Below are 15,543 nucleotides of genomic sequence, written 5' to 3' on the forward strand. Positions count from 1 at the left end.
AGGTCCTCGGGTTTCACGGTGTCGAGCTGCTTCTTCTTGGCCTTCATGATGTTGGGCAAGGTCACGTAGCGCGGCTCGTTCAGGCGCAGGTCGGTGGTGATGACTGCGGGGAGCGACAGAGAGATGGTTTCCAGGCCGCCGTCGACTTCACGGGTCACGTTGACCTTCTCACCCGAGACTTCGACCTTGCTGGCAAACGTCGCTTGCGGCAGGTCGGCCAGCGCAGCCAGCATCTGGCCGGTCTGGTTGGCGTCGTCATCGATGGCCTGCTTGCCGAGGATGATCAACTGGGGCTGTTCCTTGTCGACCAGCGCTTTCAGCAGCTTGGCAACGGCCAGCGGTTGCAGTTCTTCGGTCGTCTCGACCAGGATGCCGCGATCGGCACCGATGGCCATGGCCGTGCGCAGGGTCTCCTGGCACTTCGCATCGCCGCAGGACACGGCGATGATTTCCGTGGCAACGCCCTTCTCCTTCAAGCGAACAGCCTCTTCGACGGCGATCTCGTCGAAGGGGTTCATGCTCATCTTGACGTTGGCGATGTCCACACCGGTGCCGTCGCTCTTGACGCGCACCTTCACGTTGTAGTCGACGACCCGCTTGACGGGGACCAGGATCTTCATTGGTTTGACTCCATTGAATTACGAAACCAGGGGTGCAGGGCAGCCGGAGATTCTAGGCGCCGGCCTCTGCGCGAACTGTCCATTTCGATCAAGGCACGCTGCGGATCGCAAGAAAACGAACGACCGTGCTTTTTTGCAATTATAGGCGAGCCTGATCGGCAGGAACCACAATAGGAGGTAACGAATCGATGCGCACCACCCTCTGCGGGTGGGCAACGGCAATCCCCGCCTCACGCAGGCCCTGCAGAATCGCGATGTTGATGGCCGAGCGGAGGTTGTCCCTGCCCTTATCAGGATCGGACACCCAGAAGTTGAGGCTGAACTCCAATCCGTCCGGCACGAAGTTGAGCAGGAAGGCGATCGGCGCCGGATCGCTCATCACACGCGGCTGCGCCGCTGCGGCCCCGCAGAGAATCGACTGAACCTTCTCGACATCGCTGTCATAGTCGACCACGATATTGGTCGTGATGTTGAACTTGCGATCGGCGAGCGACAGGTTCTCCACACGGCTCGTGATGAGCGATTCATTGGGCACGATCGACTCCCGTCCATTGCCCGCCCGCACGAGCGTATAGCGCGTCTTGATGTCGGTGATACGGCCTTCGAAACCATCGACCCGCACGTTGTCGCCGATACGGATCGACCGTTCGAGCAGGATCACGAACCCGCTGACATAGTTGGCCGCGAGTTTCTGCAGGCCGAAGCCCAGGCCGACGCCCAATGCACCGCCCAGGACCGAGAAAGCCGTCAGGTCGACCCCCACGGCCGACAGGGCGAACAGCAGGCCGATCAACAGCAGGAAGGCGCGGACCGCATTCGACGCCACCTTGCGCATCGAGAGGTCGTGCACCGCCTCGCTCAGGATGCGTTTCTCGACGGTCGACGAAATCCACAGCGTGATCACGAGCACCAGCCCCGCCGACACGATGCCATCGAGAATGGTGCGAAGGCTCACGCGCGTCTTGCCAAAGGCCAGCGTGATCCGGTCGAGTTCTGCCAGCACCGGCGGCAGCAGGCCGACGATCCACAGCACGGCGCCCACCCACACGAACCACCAGATCGTCCGCTCCACCAGCCTGGCGAGCGCGGATGCCGGCAGCACCGCACGCAGCACGCGCGCGAAGAAGCGGATCACTGCGAGCGCAACGAACACCGGCACCGCGATGCGCAACACCAGGACCGGCTGGAAGCTCAGCACCCCGCGTCGCGCAAGGTCCGTCAACAGAAGCGCCAGCAGCGGGAACAGCACGCCGTCATAGGCCCGCTCGCCAAACCAGATCGAGTCCTTCGGCTGATCACGCCCGAACCACCGGCACACCCCCCACGCGACAACGATGCAAGCGAGCAATACGGCAGCTTCGATCCACACGTCACGCGCATTGATCTCGCTGAACCGTTGGGTGAATACGCTGAAATCCATCGAACCTTCCATCAAGTGCCCGCCCACAGGCGCAGCCTAAAACCAGGAACACCGCAGATCCGGCTCCGCCGGTCTGCCGGTGTTGCCCCCCGCAAGGGGGTAGGCGTAGCGACACGAAGTGCGCGAAGCCTGGGGGTGAGTCACAGATCCGCCAGGACTCGCAAATGCTCTTCCACGCTGCGGGCCAATGCGTCGAGGTTGTATCCCCCCTCCAGCATCGACACGATGCGCCCATTGGCATGCCGCCGCGCGACGTCGACGATGCGGCTGGTGATCCAGCCGAAGTCGTGCTCGTTGAGCCTGAGCTGGCCCAGGTCGTCGTCCCGATGCGCATCGAAGCCCGCGCTCACGAAAATCATCTGCGGCTTGAACTCCTCGAGCCGCGGCATCCAGCAGGCCTCGATCAGCTCGCGCACGTCCATGCCGCGGGTATAGGCCGGCACCGGCAGGTTGAGCATGTTCGGCGCCGGATGCTCGGTGCCGCTGTACGGATAGAACGGGTGCTGGAAGATTCCGACCATCAGCACGCGCGGGTCGTTGCTGAGGATGTCCTCGGTGCCGTTGCCGTGGTGCACGTCGAAATCGACGATGGCGACACGTTCCAGCCCGTGCTCCTCGATCGCATGGCGCGCCGCGATCGCGACGTTGTTGTAGAAGCAGAAGCCCATCGCCTTGTCGCGGCAGGCATGGTGCCCGGGCGGCCGCACGGCGCAGAAGGCGTTTTCGACCTCGCCGGCCATCACCGCGTCCGTCGCCGCGATGGCGGCACCGGCGGCGCGGCGAGCAGCCAGCACGGTGAATCGGGTCAGGGTGGTGTCGGGGTCGATCTGCGCATGGTCCGGGCCGCCGGCCGGCGCGTCCTCGATCAGTCGCTGGCTCAGGGCTTCGAGGTGCTCCATGTGCGCCACGCTGTGGGCCCGGGTGATCTGCGGAAGCGTGGCAAGCGGCACCTCGCCGCGTTGCAAAGCGTCGCCGACGCCGGTGACGAGCAATCGGTCCTCGATGGCATCGAGCCTCGCGGGACACTCCGGATGGCCCGGCCCCATCTCGTGCTTCCAGCAATCGCGGTGTGTGTAATAGCCGGTTTTACCCATGGATCGAATCGCGTCGTAGCCTCACGCGGCATGGGGCCGCTGGGCTTTACGGTATTGTTTGCATATGGATACAAAAATGGACGTCGCCGCGAAGCTCGCCAGTTTGCTCGGTCAGCTTAACACGGTGATCGTGGGCAAAGAGGCTCAGGTGCGCGACTGCGTGGCCTGTCTGCTGGCGGGCGGGCACCTGCTGATCGAGGACGTTCCGGGGGTCGGCAAGACCACCCTGGCGCACGCGCTCTCGCACACCTTCGGGCTGCAGTTTTCGCGGGTGCAGTTCACGGCCGACCTGATGCCGGGCGACCTGTCGGGCGTCGCCATCTACGACCGCAGCCAGCAGGCTTTCGTATTCCACCCCGGCCCCATCTTCGCCCAGGTGCTGCTGGCGGACGAAATCAACCGCGCCAGCCCAAAGACCCAGAGCGCACTGCTGGAGGCCATGGAAGAAAAGCAGGTAACCGTCGAAGGCGAGACGCGCCCCCTTCCCACACCCTTCTTCGTCATCGCGACCCAGAACCCGCACGACCAGTTGGGCACCTTCGCGCTGCCGGAATCGCAGCTCGACCGCTTCCTGATGCGCATCTCCCTCGGTTATCCGGACCGCGCCGCCGAACGCGAGCTGCTCGCCGGCGCCGACCGGCGCGAGCTGCTCGCCTCCCTGCCCGCCCTGCTGACGGCAGGCGAGCTGACCGCGCTCCAGCAACGCGTATTGCAGGTGCACGCGGCCGACCCCTTGTTGAACTACGTGCAGGACCTGATCGCCGCGACCCGCTCCGGCCGCTGGTTCCTGCAAGGCCTCTCGCCCCGCGCCGGCATCGCCGTGCTGCGCGCCGCGAAGGCGCAGGCGCTGCTCGCCAACCGCGACTACGTGGCACCCGACGACGTGCAGGCGGTGCTGCCCCAGACCATCGCGCACCGGCTCACCCCCGTCGGCGACGCCGGCCGGGGCGCGGTCGAGCAGGTGCGCGCCATGACTGCGGCGGTGCCGTTGCCGTGAGCACCTCGGCGCCGGCCCGTCCGCGGATCGCGCGCCCCCTCGCGCCGCTGCGTTCGCGCATCGACCGCTGGTTCCTCTCGCGCCGACCGCCGTCGGACACCCTCGAGCTCACCCAGCGCAATGTCTACATCCTGCCGACCAAGGCCGGCTGGCTGCTCGCTGCCACCCTGCTCGTGCTGCTGGTCGCGTCCATCAACTACCAGCTCAACCTCGGCTATCTGCTGACCTTCCTGCTGGCGGGCAGCGTCGCGGTCGGCATGCACGTCTGCCACGGCACGCTGCGTGGCCTCGCCCTGCGCCTGATGCCGCCCGACGCCCAATACGCAGGCGCCGCCGCCGTGTTTCGCGTGGTACTGGGCAACACACGGCGAACGACGCGCTACGGCATCGGGTTGGCAGTCCACCGCAGCGGCCAATGGTCTTGGAGCGACGTTCCAGCCCAGGGCAGCGCAACGGTCGAGGTCGCATTCAGGCCCGAACGGCGCGGTCTCCATCCCGTGCCGACCCTCACCGCGGAAACCCGCTTTCCCCTGGGCACCTTTCGCGTCTGGACGGTCTGGCGGCCGGCATCGCAGATGCTGGTGTACCCGACGCCGGAGACAAATCCGCCGCCGTTGCCGCCCGGCGAGCCGCTGGCCGGCCAGGCCGCCTCGGCGCCGACGCGCTCGCACTTGGCGGGCGAGTACGACGGCGTACGTGCCTACCGGCGAGGCGATCCGTTGAAACTGGTCGTCTGGAAACGCGCCGCCCAGGCCCAGGCCGCCGGCTCCGACGACCTGGTCAGCCGCGACACCCAGCAGGCCCAGCGCCAGGAACTCTGGCTCGACGCGCAAGGCACTGGGCTGCCCGTCATCGAAGCGCGTTTGTCCCGCCTATGCGCCTGGGTGCTGATGGCCGATCGCCTGGGCATCGACTACGGATTGCGTGTCGCCGGCCGGGTCGTCGCGCCCTCGCAGGGCGAGGCGCACAAGAGGCGGTGCCTGGAGGTGCTGGCGGTATGTTGACGCCACGCCTCCAGAACCTGCCCAGGGACGCCAGGGACACCCTCTTCCTCCTGGCCGTCATCGGCCTGATCCTGCTTCCCCAGTTGCCCAACCTGCCGTGGTGGTGCAGCACGCTCGCGGCCATCGTCCTGCTCTGGCGCGGCAGCCTGGCCTTGCAGGCCAAGCCCCTGCCCGGCAAGTGGTGGCGCGTCGCCCTCCTCGCGATCACGCTGGTCGCCACCTTCTCGACCCACCGCACGCTGCTCGGCCGCGAGGCCGGCGTCACGCTGATCGTGATCCTGCTCGCGCTCAAGACGCTGGAGTTGCGCGCGCGCCGCGATGCCTTCGTCGTGTTCTTCCTGGGCTTCTTCACGATGCTCACGAACTTCTTCTATTCGCAATCGCTGCTGACCGCGCTCGCGATGCTGCTGGCCCTGCTCGGCCTGCTGACCGCGCTGGTCAATGCGCACATGCCGGTCGGCAGGCCGCCGCTGATGCAGGCCGCGCGCACCGCGGGATTCATGGCGCTGCTCGGGGCGCCGATCATGCTGGTGCTCTTCGTGCTGTTCCCCCGCATGGCTCCGCTGTGGGGCACGCCGACCGACGCCATGACGGGACGCACCGGCCTGTCGAACTCAATGCGCGTGGGCAACATCGCCGAACTCGCGCTCGACGACGGCATCGCCGCGCGGATCCGCTTCGACGGGGACCGCATCCCGCCGCGCAACACCCTGTACTTTCGCGGCCCGGTGATGTCCCAGTTCGACGGTCGCGAGTGGACCGCTTCGTCCCGGTTCTCGCGCAGCAACGTGCCGCAGAATCTTCGCGTGCAGGGCCCGGCCACCACCTACGAGGTCACCCTTGAACCCGCGAACCGGCCATGGCTGCTGACGCTCGACGCCACCCCGACCAAGCCTGAACTCCCCGGCTACGAGGTCTTCGGCACGCCCGAACTGCAGTGGGTCACGAACCGCTCCATCAACGACCTCGTCCGCTACCGCGTCGAGAGCTTCACGCAGTTCCAGAGCGGCCCTGTGCGCCGCACCGCGGTATTGCAACCCTACGTCGCGCTGCCGGCGGGCTCGAACCCGCGCACGGTCGCGCTCGCAGCCGAGATGCGCGGCGATCCGGCCCTGGCAGGCGCGCCCACGCAAGCCTTCGTGCGGGCCGCACTGCAACGGCTCCGCACTGGCGGCTATTCGTACACGCTCGAACCCGGCCTCTACGGCGACGAGACCGCCGACCAGTTCTGGTTCGACATCAAGGCAGGCTTCTGCGAGCACATCGCCTCGGCCTTCGTGGTGCTGATGCGCGCGCTCGACATTCCGGCACGCATCGTCACCGGCTACCAGGGCGGCGAACTGAACGGTGTCGACAACTACTGGGTGCTGCGCAACAGCGACGCACATGCCTGGGCCGAGGTCTGGCAGGACGGCGTCGGCTGGGTGCGCGTCGACCCGACCGGGGCGATCTCGCCGGATCGCGTCGGGCAGTTCCGCCGCCTTGCGCCGCAGCCGGGCCTGATCGCGGGTGCGATCGAGGCGATGAACCCCACGCTGTCGCAGACCGTGCGCGCGACCTGGGAAGCCATCAACAACGGTTGGAACCAGTGGGTGCTCAGCTATACGCAGAGCCGTCAGCTCGACCTGCTCAAGAACATCGGCTTCGAGGCACCCAGCCTGCAGGACCTCGTGCTCGTGCTGCTCGCGCTGATGGTCGCCGCCAGCCTCGTCGGCGCCGCCTGGACGCTGTGGGAACGCAGCCAGCACGACCCCTGGCTGCGCCTCCTGGGCCAGGCACGTGCGCGGCTGAAGCAGGCCGGCATCGACGTGCCCGAGGCGACGCCACCACGGCAGATGGCCGCGCGCCTGGACGAGCGCTTCGGCGCCCGCGCGCAGGCCGCGCACGACTGGCTGCTCAGGCTCGAAGCGCAGCGTTACGCGAAGTCGCCGGCCGATGCCCTGTCGGCGCTGCGCAGCGAATTCCGTCGCGTTGCGTGGCCCCGCTGAAACCACATGTGATTGTTTGAGGGAGCCGTCCGTACGGGCGGCACAATCGGCACGATGCGACGTCTTCTCCCTCACGTTTTCGCGACAGCCTTCGTCGCAGTCACAACACTCCTGCTCCTGTCCCCGGCTTCCGCCCAAAGTCATCCCGAAAAACGCAACGGCCCGGCACGCGGCGGCATCCCCTATTCCACGCGCGAAGACGCGATGCAATTCGCGGACGAGGTCGCCGCACGCCGCGATCTCGACCGCGCATGGGTACGGGCGACCATCGGCAACGCGCGACAGTTGCCCAACGTGCCCCGCCTGATGCTCCCCGCGCCGACCGGCACGCCGAAGAACTGGTACGTCTACCGCAGCCGCTTCATCGACCCGGTGCGCGTCCAGGCCGGCGTGCGCTTCTGGCGCAACAACGCCGAGACGCTCGCACGCGCCGAAGCGAAGACCGGCGTGCCCGCCGAAATCATCGTCGGCATCATCGGCGTCGAGACCATCTACGGGCGGAACATGGGCAACTTCCGCGTCATCGACGCGCTCGCCACCCTGTCATTCGACTTCCCCGACGCGCATCCACGTGCGGCCGAGCGACGGGCCTTCTTCCGTGGCGAACTCGAAAGCTTCCTCAGCACCGAAAGCCGCACCGCCGAGAACCCGATGGTCCCGCTCGGCAGCTACGCCGGCGCGATGGGCATGCCGCAGTTCATGCCGAGCAGCATCGCCAAGTACGCCGTCGACTTCGACGGCGACGGGCGCATCGACCTCGTCAACAACCCGGCAGACGTGATCGGGTCCGTGGCCAACTACTTCAAGTCCTTCGGGTGGAAGCCCGGCATGCCGGCGATCTTTCCTGTCGGCTTCGATGAGTCGCGGCTCAAGAAGTCGGTGCTGTTGGCACCGGACATCGTTCCGACTTTCAGTGCGGATGCCTTCGTTGCGGGGGGCGCGGTGTTGAAGGGCGATGCGCTCGAGCACCCCGGGCTGCTCGCGCTCATCGAGCTGCAGAACGGCGACGAGGCGCCCAGCTATGTCGCGGGGACGCAGAACTTCTACGTGATCACGCGCTACAACTGGAGCAGTTACTACGCGATGTCGGTGATCGAATTGGGGCGTGAGATACGGGCTGCGATGGATCAGTGAGGGTCAGGGGAGCCTCAGGGCTCCCACAGCTTCGCGAAGGCGAAGGACAACTGACGATGATGGCGGATCGACAAGAGGTAGACCGTCGAGCCGGCGAGCGTGTAGAGGATCAGGTAGTCGCCGTGCAGATATTCGCGCAGCGCGTCCGCCGCGCCAGGCGACAACGCCACAAGCTGAGCCAGCGCTTCGGCCGACCGCGGCGGCTTGTCGAGATACCGGCGGCCGATGCGAGGAAAGCGGCGAAGGTTCGGGATGACAGTGTCTCGCAGGCCATCGAGCAGCTTGTCGTACGCCTGGGCCGTGTCGGCTTCGGCCAGGAATGCCTCGATGGACTCGAGGCGCTCGAGGAAGCTCGCGGTGAGTTCGACGCGACTTTTCGACTCAGCCACGGCGCTTGCTGGTCTTGACCGAGGCCTTGCGTTGTTGCTGCAGGCGGGCAATCGCTGCGTCGGCGTCTTCCGTACGGCCAAGCGAAATGTCGGCCAGGCCGCGTTTGACGTCCTCGAGCACCAGCAGGTGAATGCGCTCGTGCTCCAGGCGGTGGTAGTAGTCCAGCCTCTCGGCGTCGATCAGCGCGACGTAGCTCTCGCCGTTCTTGGTGATGATCTTCTCGCTTCCTTCTTTGACTTCGTCGGCCAGCTCGGACAGCTTGGCGCGGGCCTGGGTAAAGGGGATCACGTCCTTGGCGGCGATCGGCATGTGCACTCCAGTTGGCAGAATTCTGTGCAGTTTAATGCAACCGATAACTTGGGGCACAGTCATCCGGCGAAGGCAGGCCCTTCTGCGATCATCAGCGCCTCGCCCGCCGATCACCGGAGCCCAGCTTGCCCCAAGACCTCCACCTGGACGCCTACGTCAGCTTCACCCTCGCCGTCCTGTTGCTCTTCGTCGGCAAGGCTTGCACGAGACGCTTCGAACTGCTGCGCCGCTACAGCATTCCAGAGCCAGTGCTCGGCGGGTTGGTCTGCATCTTCATCGTCAGCGCCCTGTACCTGACCATCGGCCTGAAGGTCGACTTCCAACTCGGCGTGCGCGACGTCCTGCTGCTCTACTTCTTCGCAGCCATCGGCCTCGGCTCGGACGTGCGGACCCTCGCCCACGGCGGCAAGCCGCTCGCCGTGCTGCTGGCGCTCGCCGCTTTCTACATCGTGCTGCAGAACCTGCTCGGCATGGCCGTGGCGAGCGGTTTCGGACTGGACCGCCGCGCGGGGCTGCTGACGGGCTCGATCTCTCTCACGGGCGGCGTGGGCACGACCTTGGCGTGGGTTCCGCATTTCGTCAACGATCTCGGCATCCTCAACGCCGAGGTCATCGGCTTGTCCGCCAACATGGCGGGCCTGATCGCGGCCTGCGCGATCGGCGGCCCCGTCGCCGCCTACCTGATGCGCCGCAACCAGCTCGTCTCTTCCGCCGAGGCCTCGTTGCCGCCGGGTGCCCACTACGAGGACGAGAATCGCACCCGCCTCGACTACAACAGCGTGCTGCTCGCGCTGCTGTGGCTCAACGTCGCGCTGATCCTGGGGCGAGGCATCAGCGACCTCATCGCGCTGACGGGACTGAGGCTGCCTGCGTTCGTCGGCACCCTCATTGCCGGCATCCTGGTGCGCAACGTGACGGCGCTGTTCACCCGCCAGAAGGGCCAGCTGTGGCACTGGGACCGCATGCGGGCCGGCGTCGCGCTGATCTCGGACATCTGTCTCGGCGTCTTCCTGACCATGGCGCTCATGGGCCTGCAGCTCTGGCAGATGCAAGGTGTCGCGATCTTCGTGCTGACGGCGCTGGTGCTGCAGGTGACGATGGCGGTCGCCTTCATCGTCTTCGTGGTCTACCGGTTCATGGGACGCGACTACGAGTCGGCGGTGATCTGCGCTGGCTTTGGCGGCATCACGCTGGGCTCGACCGCGACGGCCATCGCCAACATGAGCGCGGTGACGCGCGACCACGGCGCCGCGCCCCGCGCCTTCATCGTGGTGCCGCTGGTCGCCGGCTTCTTCATCGACCTGGTGAACGCCTTCATCATCGGGTTCATGGCCCGGTGACGAGGGCTGTCACGCCCGCACCGCCTCCGCCCCGTGCTCCGCCCGCTTGTCGTGCCCCACGAGCAGTACCAGCGCGAACGCCAGCACCGACAACAGCGCCAGGAAGAGCACCGCATAGAAGTCGTTGCCCATCCTGTCCCTCAGCACGCCGAAGATCGTCGGACCGATGTAGCCGCCGAGGTTGCCGATCGAGTTGATCCATGCGATGCCGGCCGCCGCGGCAACGCCGCTCAGCAGTGCCGTGGGCACGGTCCAGAACACAGGCAACGCGGTGAAGATGCCGAAGGCGGCGAGCGTGACGGCCGCCATCTTCGGTATCGGCGCGCTCAATTCGGCCGCAGCCACCAGCCCCAAGAAAATGCAGGCGAGCGGGATCAGGAGGAACAGCTTGCGCTCGCGCCGCGCGTCGGACCAGCGCGTCCAATACACCATCGCGATCGCGCCGACGAGATACGGGAAGGCATTGATGAAGCCGATCTCGACATTGCTCAGGCCACCGAAGCCCTTGATGATCTGTGGCAGGAAAAATCCCAGGCCGTACAGGGGCACGGTGATGCCCATGTAGACGATACCCAGCGAGATGACTTTCCAGTTGAGCAGTGCCTGCTTCCACGAGATCTTGTGGATCGATTCGCGGTGGCGCTGTTCGGCATCAAGCGTCTTCTGCAACCAGTTGGCTTCGTCGGGCGTGAGCCACTTGGCGTTCTTCGGCCTGTCGGGCAGGTAGATCAGCACGACGAATGTCAGCACCAGCGCCGGCAGCGCTTCGAGGATGAAGAGCCACTGCCATCCGTGCATGCCCCAGACGCCCTCCATGTTGAGGATGAAGCCAGAAATGGGCGAGCCGATCACTGTGGAGATCGGGATGGCGAACATGAACCAGCCCACGATGCGGGCCCGGTACGCAGCCGGAAACCACAGCGTGAGATAGAAAATGACGCCCGGAAAGAACCCCGCCTCGGCGATGCCGAGCAGGAAGCGCACGACGTTGAAGCTCGTTGCCCCGCCGACCCAGGCCTGCGCCATCGACAGCACGCCCCAACTGAACATGATGCGGGCGATCCAGCGGCGGGCGCCGAAGCGTTCGAGCGCCAGATTGCTCGGCACCTCGAACAGAAAATAGGCAATGAAGAAGATACCGGCCGCGTTCCCGAAGACGGTGCTCGTGAAGCCCAGGTCCTTGGACATCGAGGCACCGGCAAAGCCGAGGTTGACGCGGTCGAGGTAGGCAACGAAGTAGCTGACCATCAGCAGCGGCAGCAGCCGCCAGCTGACCTTCGAGATGGTTCTCTGCTCGATGGATTCCACTCAGGCCCCCTGTTCGACGTGGCGGGCGAAGTTCTCGAGAATCGCCTTCCACCCATCGCGTTGCTGCTCGACCGAATGGGTGGACTCACCGTCGAAGGTCACGCGCACCGTGACGCCTTTCGGGCCATCGGCGAATTCGACCTGCGCGCTACGGTCGCCGAAGGAATATTCGATCAGCGCGTTGGGCACGACCTTGGTGTAGGTGCCCGCGAAATCGAAGCCCATGCTGCCGTCCTTCGCTTCCATGCGTGACGTGAAAGCGCCGCCGACACGCAAATCCACAGCAGCCGCGGTAGTGTGCCAATCGGCGGATGCAGCGTTCCATTGCTTGATGTCCTCGGGCGTCGTGTAGGCGCGCCAGACTTCGTCGATGGGCGCCGAAACAGTGGTTTCAACGGTGATTTTCATGGTCTCTTGTTCTGCGGAAGTTTGTCTTGATGAGGTCCGACCAGAATACTGGCATATCGTCCTCGCGCGGACAACGCCAGTCGCGCCATTGGATGGCCCCCTCACTCGGCGCTAAGATGTGCGCCGCCATGCGCAACCCTCGACACCGCAACCGTGCGCCACGCCACTGGGCCTGGATGCTGTGGTTCGCATTGCTCCTGCCCATGGCGCAGGTCGCGTCGGCCGCGCATGCCCTGTCGCACCCGGTCGAACCGGCCAGCGCGCATGCGGGGGACAAAGGGCTTCCTCATTCCTTCGCATGTGACCTGTGCCTGACGGCGGCTGCACTGCATGGCGGAGCCATCCGCTCCGAGCCGTCGCCCTTGCCTCTTTCCGCCGCCCGGAACGAGGCACCGCAGCATGCCCCCGCAGGAATCTGGCAGGAACTGCTTGCCCCTGCCTATCGGAGTCGAGCCCCGCCGCACGCCCCGGTTTGATCGTTGACCGACCCGCCCGATAGCCGGGCGGAGCATTGCAACGCCCTTTCCGCGAGCGTCCTTTCATGAATCAGCTTTATCGGGTGAGCCTCGCGCTCGCCCTGGCCGTGCCCATTGCGGCAACGGCCGAAACCTCTTCCTCCGACGTCGACGCGCTTCGACGGGAGATCAACGCGATGCGCGCCGACTACGAGTCGCGCCTCCAGGCTCTCGAGCAAAGGGTGAAGGCGGCAGAAGCCGCCGCTTCGCCCGGCGCGTCCGCTGCGGCGGGCGTGGCTCCACCGACTGCGGCAGCAGCCACGGAGACCGCCGCTGCGCCGCCGCCGACCACAGCGCCCGTGGCCTCCTCCCGCCAACATCGATCCCTGGCTGCGAGGCGTGGCCAACATCGCGCTGGAAGCCGACAACTCCGTGTCGATCGAAGAGGCCTACGTCCAGACCACATCGCTCGGCAACGGGCTGTCGGTGAAGGGCGGACGCTTCTTCTCGAACATCGGCTACCTCAATCCGCAGCACTCGCACACGTGGGACTTCGTGGACGCCCCACTCGCCTACCAGGCCATGCTCGGCACCCAGTACATCAACGACGGCCTGCAGATGAGCTGGGTCGCGCCGATCGACCAGTACGTCGAGTTCAACGCCGAGGTCGGTGGTGGCAACAGCTACCCTGGCACCAAGCCGACCAGCAACGGCGCCGGGATGACTGCACTGGCCTTGCACACCGGCGGCGACATCGGCGAAAGCAACAACTGGCGTGCCGGCGTTTCGCTGCTCAACGCGAAGGCCTCCGATCAGCAACTCGTCTCGATGAACGGCACCGGTTTCCCGGTCAACGACATCTTCAACGGCGACACGCGCGTCTGGATCGTCGACGGCGTCTGGAAATGGGCGCCCAACGGCAACGCCACGCGCACCAACTTCAAGCTCCAGGGCGAATACCTGCGCAGCAATCGCAACGGCAACCTGCTCTACGACGTCGGCTTTGCCAATGCCTTTGGCAACTACCGCGTCGCTCAATCGGGCTGGTACCTGCAAGGGGTCTACCAGTTCATGCCGAACTGGCGCGTCGGCGTGCGCACCGAACGGCTCGACCCCGGCACGCCGACTTTCGGGCCTTTCTCGATCGCCTTCCTCGGCGACTACCGTCCGAGCAAGAACTCGGTGATGGTCGATTTCAACCCCAGCGAGTTCTCCCGCATCCGACTGCAGTTCGCGCAGGACAAGGCGCAGATCGGCCGCACCGACAACCAGATTTCCCTGCAATACCAGATGAGCCTGGGCGCGCACGGCGCGCACAGCTACTGACACCCCAAAGGCCCCCACCATGAAACTCCTCCACCGCCTCTCCCTGATTCCGCTGATTGCCGCGCCGCTGCTGATGGCCGCGCCTGCCCAAGCGGCGCTTCGCGTCTTCGCCTGCGAGCCCGAATGGGGCGCGCTCGCACAGCAGCTCGGCGGCGACCTCGTCGACGTGTCGGTCGCAACCAATGCGCTGCAGGACCCGCACCAGATCCAGGCCAAGCCGAGCCTGATCTCGCGCGCCCGCAGCGCGGATCTCGTCGTCTGCACCGGCGCCGAGCTCGAGATCGGCTGGCTACCGGTGCTCCTGCAGCAATCCGGCAACGCCAAGGTGCAGCCCGGCCAGCCGGGCAATTTCGCGGCGGCCGACTTCGTGCGCAAGCTCGAAGTGCCGACGCAAGTCGACCGCTCGCAAGGCGACGTGCACGCCGCCGGCAATCCGCACATCCAGACCGACCCGCGCAACATCGCGCTGGTGGCGACCGCCCTCGGCGCGCGCCTGCAGCAGATCGACCCTGCGCACGCAGCGGACTACGCGAAGAACCAGGCCGATTTCACCGCCCGCTGGCAGCAGGCCATCACGCGCTGGACGTCGCAGGCCGCCCCACTCAAGGGCGCGTCCGTCGTCTCGCAGCACAACGCCTTCGTCTACCTGTACGACTGGCTCGGCCTGAAGGAAGTGGCCGTGCTCGAACCCAAGCCCGGCGTCGAACCCACTGCGTCGCACCTGCAGGAAGTGCTCGCCAAACTGAAGGACACGCCGCCGAAGATGGTGATCTATGCCGCCTACCAGGACTCGCGTCCATCCGACTGGCTCAGCAAGAACGCCGGCATTCCCGCGGTGAAACTGCCCTTCACCGTGGGCGGCACCGAAGGCGCAAAGGACCTGTTCGGGCTCTTCGACGACACCGTTGCCCGATTGCTCGCCGCCGGGACCAAGTCATGAACTGGAGTGCGCTCGACTGGAGCATCCTCGGCCCGGCCTTGATCGCCGGCGTGCTGGTGCTGGCCACCCATGTGCCGCTCGGCATGCAGGTGCTGGACCGCGGCATCGTCTTCATCGACCTCGCGATCGCGCAGATCGCCGGGCTGGGCGTGATCGCCGCCGACGCGCTGGGCATGCCCGAGGGCGGCGTCGCGGTGCAGTTCGCGGCGGTGACCGCCGCCCTGCTCGGCGCTTGGCTGCTCACCTGGACCGAGCGGCGCGCGCCACAGCAACAGGAGGCGCTGATCGGCGTGATGTTCGTGCTCGCCGCCTGCGCCGGCATCCTGCTGCTGGCCGGCAATCCGCATGGCGGGGAGCATCTCAAAGACCTGCTCGTCGGCCAGATCCTGTGGGTCGACAAGACCCAACTGCTATGGCTGGGCGGCATCTCCGCCGTGTTGCTGCTCGCCCTGGCGATGGGCTGGGTACAACGCCTCGGCCGCTTCGGCTTCTATGCGGCGTTTGCGCTGGCCGTCACCGCTTCGGTGCAGCTCGTCGGCGTCTACCTCGTGTTTTCCAGCCTCATCATTCCGGCACTCGGAACGCGCGGGCATCGCGGGGCGAGGCGCCTCTGGTTCGCCTACGGATTCGGCGTGATCGGCTACGCGCTGGGCCTCGCACTATCGGCGCTGTTCGACCTGCCATCAGGCGCGGTCATCGTGTGGGCCTTGGGCGTTTGTGCGCTCACGGGCGCATTGGCCTTTCGCGGCGAACCGGACGCCACCCCCGCGCTGGCCGAAGGGGAAGGCCAAGCCCACTGACATGAGACCT

Annotated in this window: 15 protein-coding genes; 8 read left to right on the top strand and 7 right to left on the bottom strand. The window is 66.2% G+C overall.

The genetic code is table 11. From position 1 onward, the window contains the following. From AC1D3B_RS00005 to AC1D3B_RS00015, 3 genes are all read right to left on the bottom strand, one after another. A partial coding sequence (locus AC1D3B_RS00005; protein ID WP_478188615.1) for an electron transfer flavoprotein subunit beta/FixA family protein occupies positions 1-620 on the bottom strand: 620 nt, incomplete at its 3' end. A 139-nt stretch (positions 621-759) separates the two neighbouring features. Then, the gene (locus tag AC1D3B_RS00010; protein ID WP_478188616.1) at positions 760-2,040 is read right to left on the bottom strand and encodes a mechanosensitive ion channel family protein; all 1,281 of its coding nucleotides are present in this window, start codon (positions 2,038-2,040) and stop codon (positions 760-762) included. Positions 2,041-2,180: 140 nt separating this feature from the next. Further along, positions 2,181-3,134, bottom strand: coding sequence for a histone deacetylase family protein (locus tag AC1D3B_RS00015; protein ID WP_478188617.1), 954 nt, complete (start codon positions 3,132-3,134; stop codon positions 2,181-2,183). A gap of 76 nt (positions 3,135-3,210) precedes the next feature. Between AC1D3B_RS00015 and AC1D3B_RS00020 the strand changes: the two genes are divergently transcribed. The 4 genes from AC1D3B_RS00020 to mltB are packed head-to-tail and all read left to right on the top strand — an operon-like array spanning position 3,211 to position 8,257. Then, the gene (locus AC1D3B_RS00020; RefSeq protein ID WP_478188618.1) at positions 3,211-4,131 is read left to right on the top strand and encodes an AAA family ATPase; all 921 of its coding nucleotides are present in this window, start codon (positions 3,211-3,213) and stop codon (positions 4,129-4,131) included. Further along, positions 4,128-5,135 carry a DUF58 domain-containing protein gene (locus AC1D3B_RS00025; protein ID WP_478188619.1) on the top strand — a complete coding sequence of 336 codons (1,008 nt, stop codon included), beginning with the start codon at positions 4,128-4,130 and terminating at the stop codon, positions 5,133-5,135. Before AC1D3B_RS00020 ends, AC1D3B_RS00025 begins: the two co-directional genes overlap by 4 nt. Continuing rightward, entirely contained in the window at positions 5,129-7,123 is a 1,995-nt protein-coding gene (locus AC1D3B_RS00030; RefSeq protein ID WP_478188620.1) for a transglutaminase TgpA family protein, read from the top strand. The genes AC1D3B_RS00025 and AC1D3B_RS00030 overlap by 7 nt, the downstream gene beginning before the upstream one ends. Before the next feature lie 54 nt (positions 7,124-7,177). Beyond that, positions 7,178-8,257, top strand: coding sequence for a lytic murein transglycosylase B (gene mltB, locus AC1D3B_RS00035; protein WP_478188621.1), 1,080 nt, complete (start codon positions 7,178-7,180; stop codon positions 8,255-8,257). Positions 8,258-8,271: 14 nt separating this feature from the next. Here mltB and AC1D3B_RS00040 read toward each other — a convergent pair whose 3' ends face one another. Both AC1D3B_RS00040 and AC1D3B_RS00045 read right to left on the bottom strand, forming a co-directional pair. Continuing rightward, positions 8,272-8,646 carry a type II toxin-antitoxin system RelE/ParE family toxin gene (locus AC1D3B_RS00040; RefSeq protein ID WP_478188622.1) on the bottom strand — a complete coding sequence of 125 codons (375 nt, stop codon included), beginning with the start codon at positions 8,644-8,646 and terminating at the stop codon, positions 8,272-8,274. After that, positions 8,639-8,956 (bottom strand): type II toxin-antitoxin system Phd/YefM family antitoxin, encoded by a 318-nt coding sequence (locus tag AC1D3B_RS00045; RefSeq protein WP_478188623.1) that lies wholly within the window; start codon positions 8,954-8,956, stop codon positions 8,639-8,641. Before AC1D3B_RS00045 ends, AC1D3B_RS00040 begins: the two co-directional genes overlap by 8 nt. A 125-nt stretch (positions 8,957-9,081) precedes the next feature. On the opposite strand from AC1D3B_RS00045, the gene gltS reads away from it, so the two are divergent. Further along, positions 9,082-10,296, top strand: a complete 1,215-nt coding sequence (gltS, locus tag AC1D3B_RS00050; RefSeq protein WP_478188624.1) for a sodium/glutamate symporter — start codon at positions 9,082-9,084, stop codon at positions 10,294-10,296. Positions 10,297-10,305: 9 nt separating this feature from the next. Here the strand turns inward: gltS and AC1D3B_RS00055 are convergent, their stop codons facing one another. Both AC1D3B_RS00055 and AC1D3B_RS00060 read right to left on the bottom strand, forming a co-directional pair. Continuing rightward, entirely contained in the window at positions 10,306-11,604 is a 1,299-nt protein-coding gene (locus AC1D3B_RS00055; RefSeq protein ID WP_478188625.1) for an MFS transporter, read from the bottom strand. Beyond that, positions 11,605-12,012, bottom strand: coding sequence for an SRPBCC family protein (locus AC1D3B_RS00060; RefSeq protein ID WP_478188626.1), 408 nt, complete (start codon positions 12,010-12,012; stop codon positions 11,605-11,607). An 854-nt stretch (positions 12,013-12,866) separates the two neighbouring features. Between AC1D3B_RS00060 and AC1D3B_RS00065 the strand changes: the two genes are divergently transcribed. Genes AC1D3B_RS00065 through AC1D3B_RS00075 form a run of 3 tightly spaced genes read left to right on the top strand, consistent with a single transcriptional unit; the run spans position 12,867 to position 15,533 of the window. After that, positions 12,867-13,793, top strand: a complete 927-nt coding sequence (locus AC1D3B_RS00065; RefSeq protein WP_478188627.1) for a hypothetical protein — start codon at positions 12,867-12,869, stop codon at positions 13,791-13,793. A gap of 19 nt (positions 13,794-13,812) precedes the next feature. Continuing rightward, a complete protein-coding gene (locus AC1D3B_RS00070) occupies positions 13,813-14,733 on the top strand; it encodes a metal ABC transporter substrate-binding protein (RefSeq protein ID WP_478188628.1) in 921 nt (306 codons plus the stop codon). Then, complete coding sequence (locus tag AC1D3B_RS00075; protein WP_478188629.1) at positions 14,730-15,533, top strand: metal ABC transporter permease; 804 nt, start codon at positions 14,730-14,732, stop codon at positions 15,531-15,533. Before AC1D3B_RS00070 ends, AC1D3B_RS00075 begins: the two co-directional genes overlap by 4 nt. Positions 15,534-15,543 lie beyond the last annotated feature (10 nt).

The sequence above is a fragment of the Variovorax sp. P5_A3 genome (assembly GCF_056400665.1).

Coding starts and splice junctions, on each gene's coding strand:
- AC1D3B_RS00010 (WP_478188616.1), bottom strand. CDS start 2,040: ATGGATTTCAGCGTATTCACCCAACGGTTCAGCGAGATCAATGCGCGT.
- AC1D3B_RS00015 (WP_478188617.1), bottom strand. CDS start 3,134: ATGGGTAAAACCGGCTATTACACACACCGCGATTGCTGGAAGCACGAG.
- AC1D3B_RS00020 (WP_478188618.1), top strand. CDS start 3,211: ATGGACGTCGCCGCGAAGCTCGCCAGTTTGCTCGGTCAGCTTAACACG.
- AC1D3B_RS00030 (WP_478188620.1), top strand. CDS start 5,129: ATGTTGACGCCACGCCTCCAGAACCTGCCCAGGGACGCCAGGGACACC.
- mltB (WP_478188621.1), top strand. CDS start 7,178: ATGCGACGTCTTCTCCCTCACGTTTTCGCGACAGCCTTCGTCGCAGTC.
- AC1D3B_RS00045 (WP_478188623.1), bottom strand. CDS start 8,956: ATGCCGATCGCCGCCAAGGACGTGATCCCCTTTACCCAGGCCCGCGCC.
- AC1D3B_RS00060 (WP_478188626.1), bottom strand. CDS start 12,012: ATGAAAATCACCGTTGAAACCACTGTTTCGGCGCCCATCGACGAAGTC.
- AC1D3B_RS00070 (WP_478188628.1), top strand. CDS start 13,813: ATGAAACTCCTCCACCGCCTCTCCCTGATTCCGCTGATTGCCGCGCCG.
- AC1D3B_RS00075 (WP_478188629.1), top strand. CDS start 14,730: ATGAACTGGAGTGCGCTCGACTGGAGCATCCTCGGCCCGGCCTTGATC.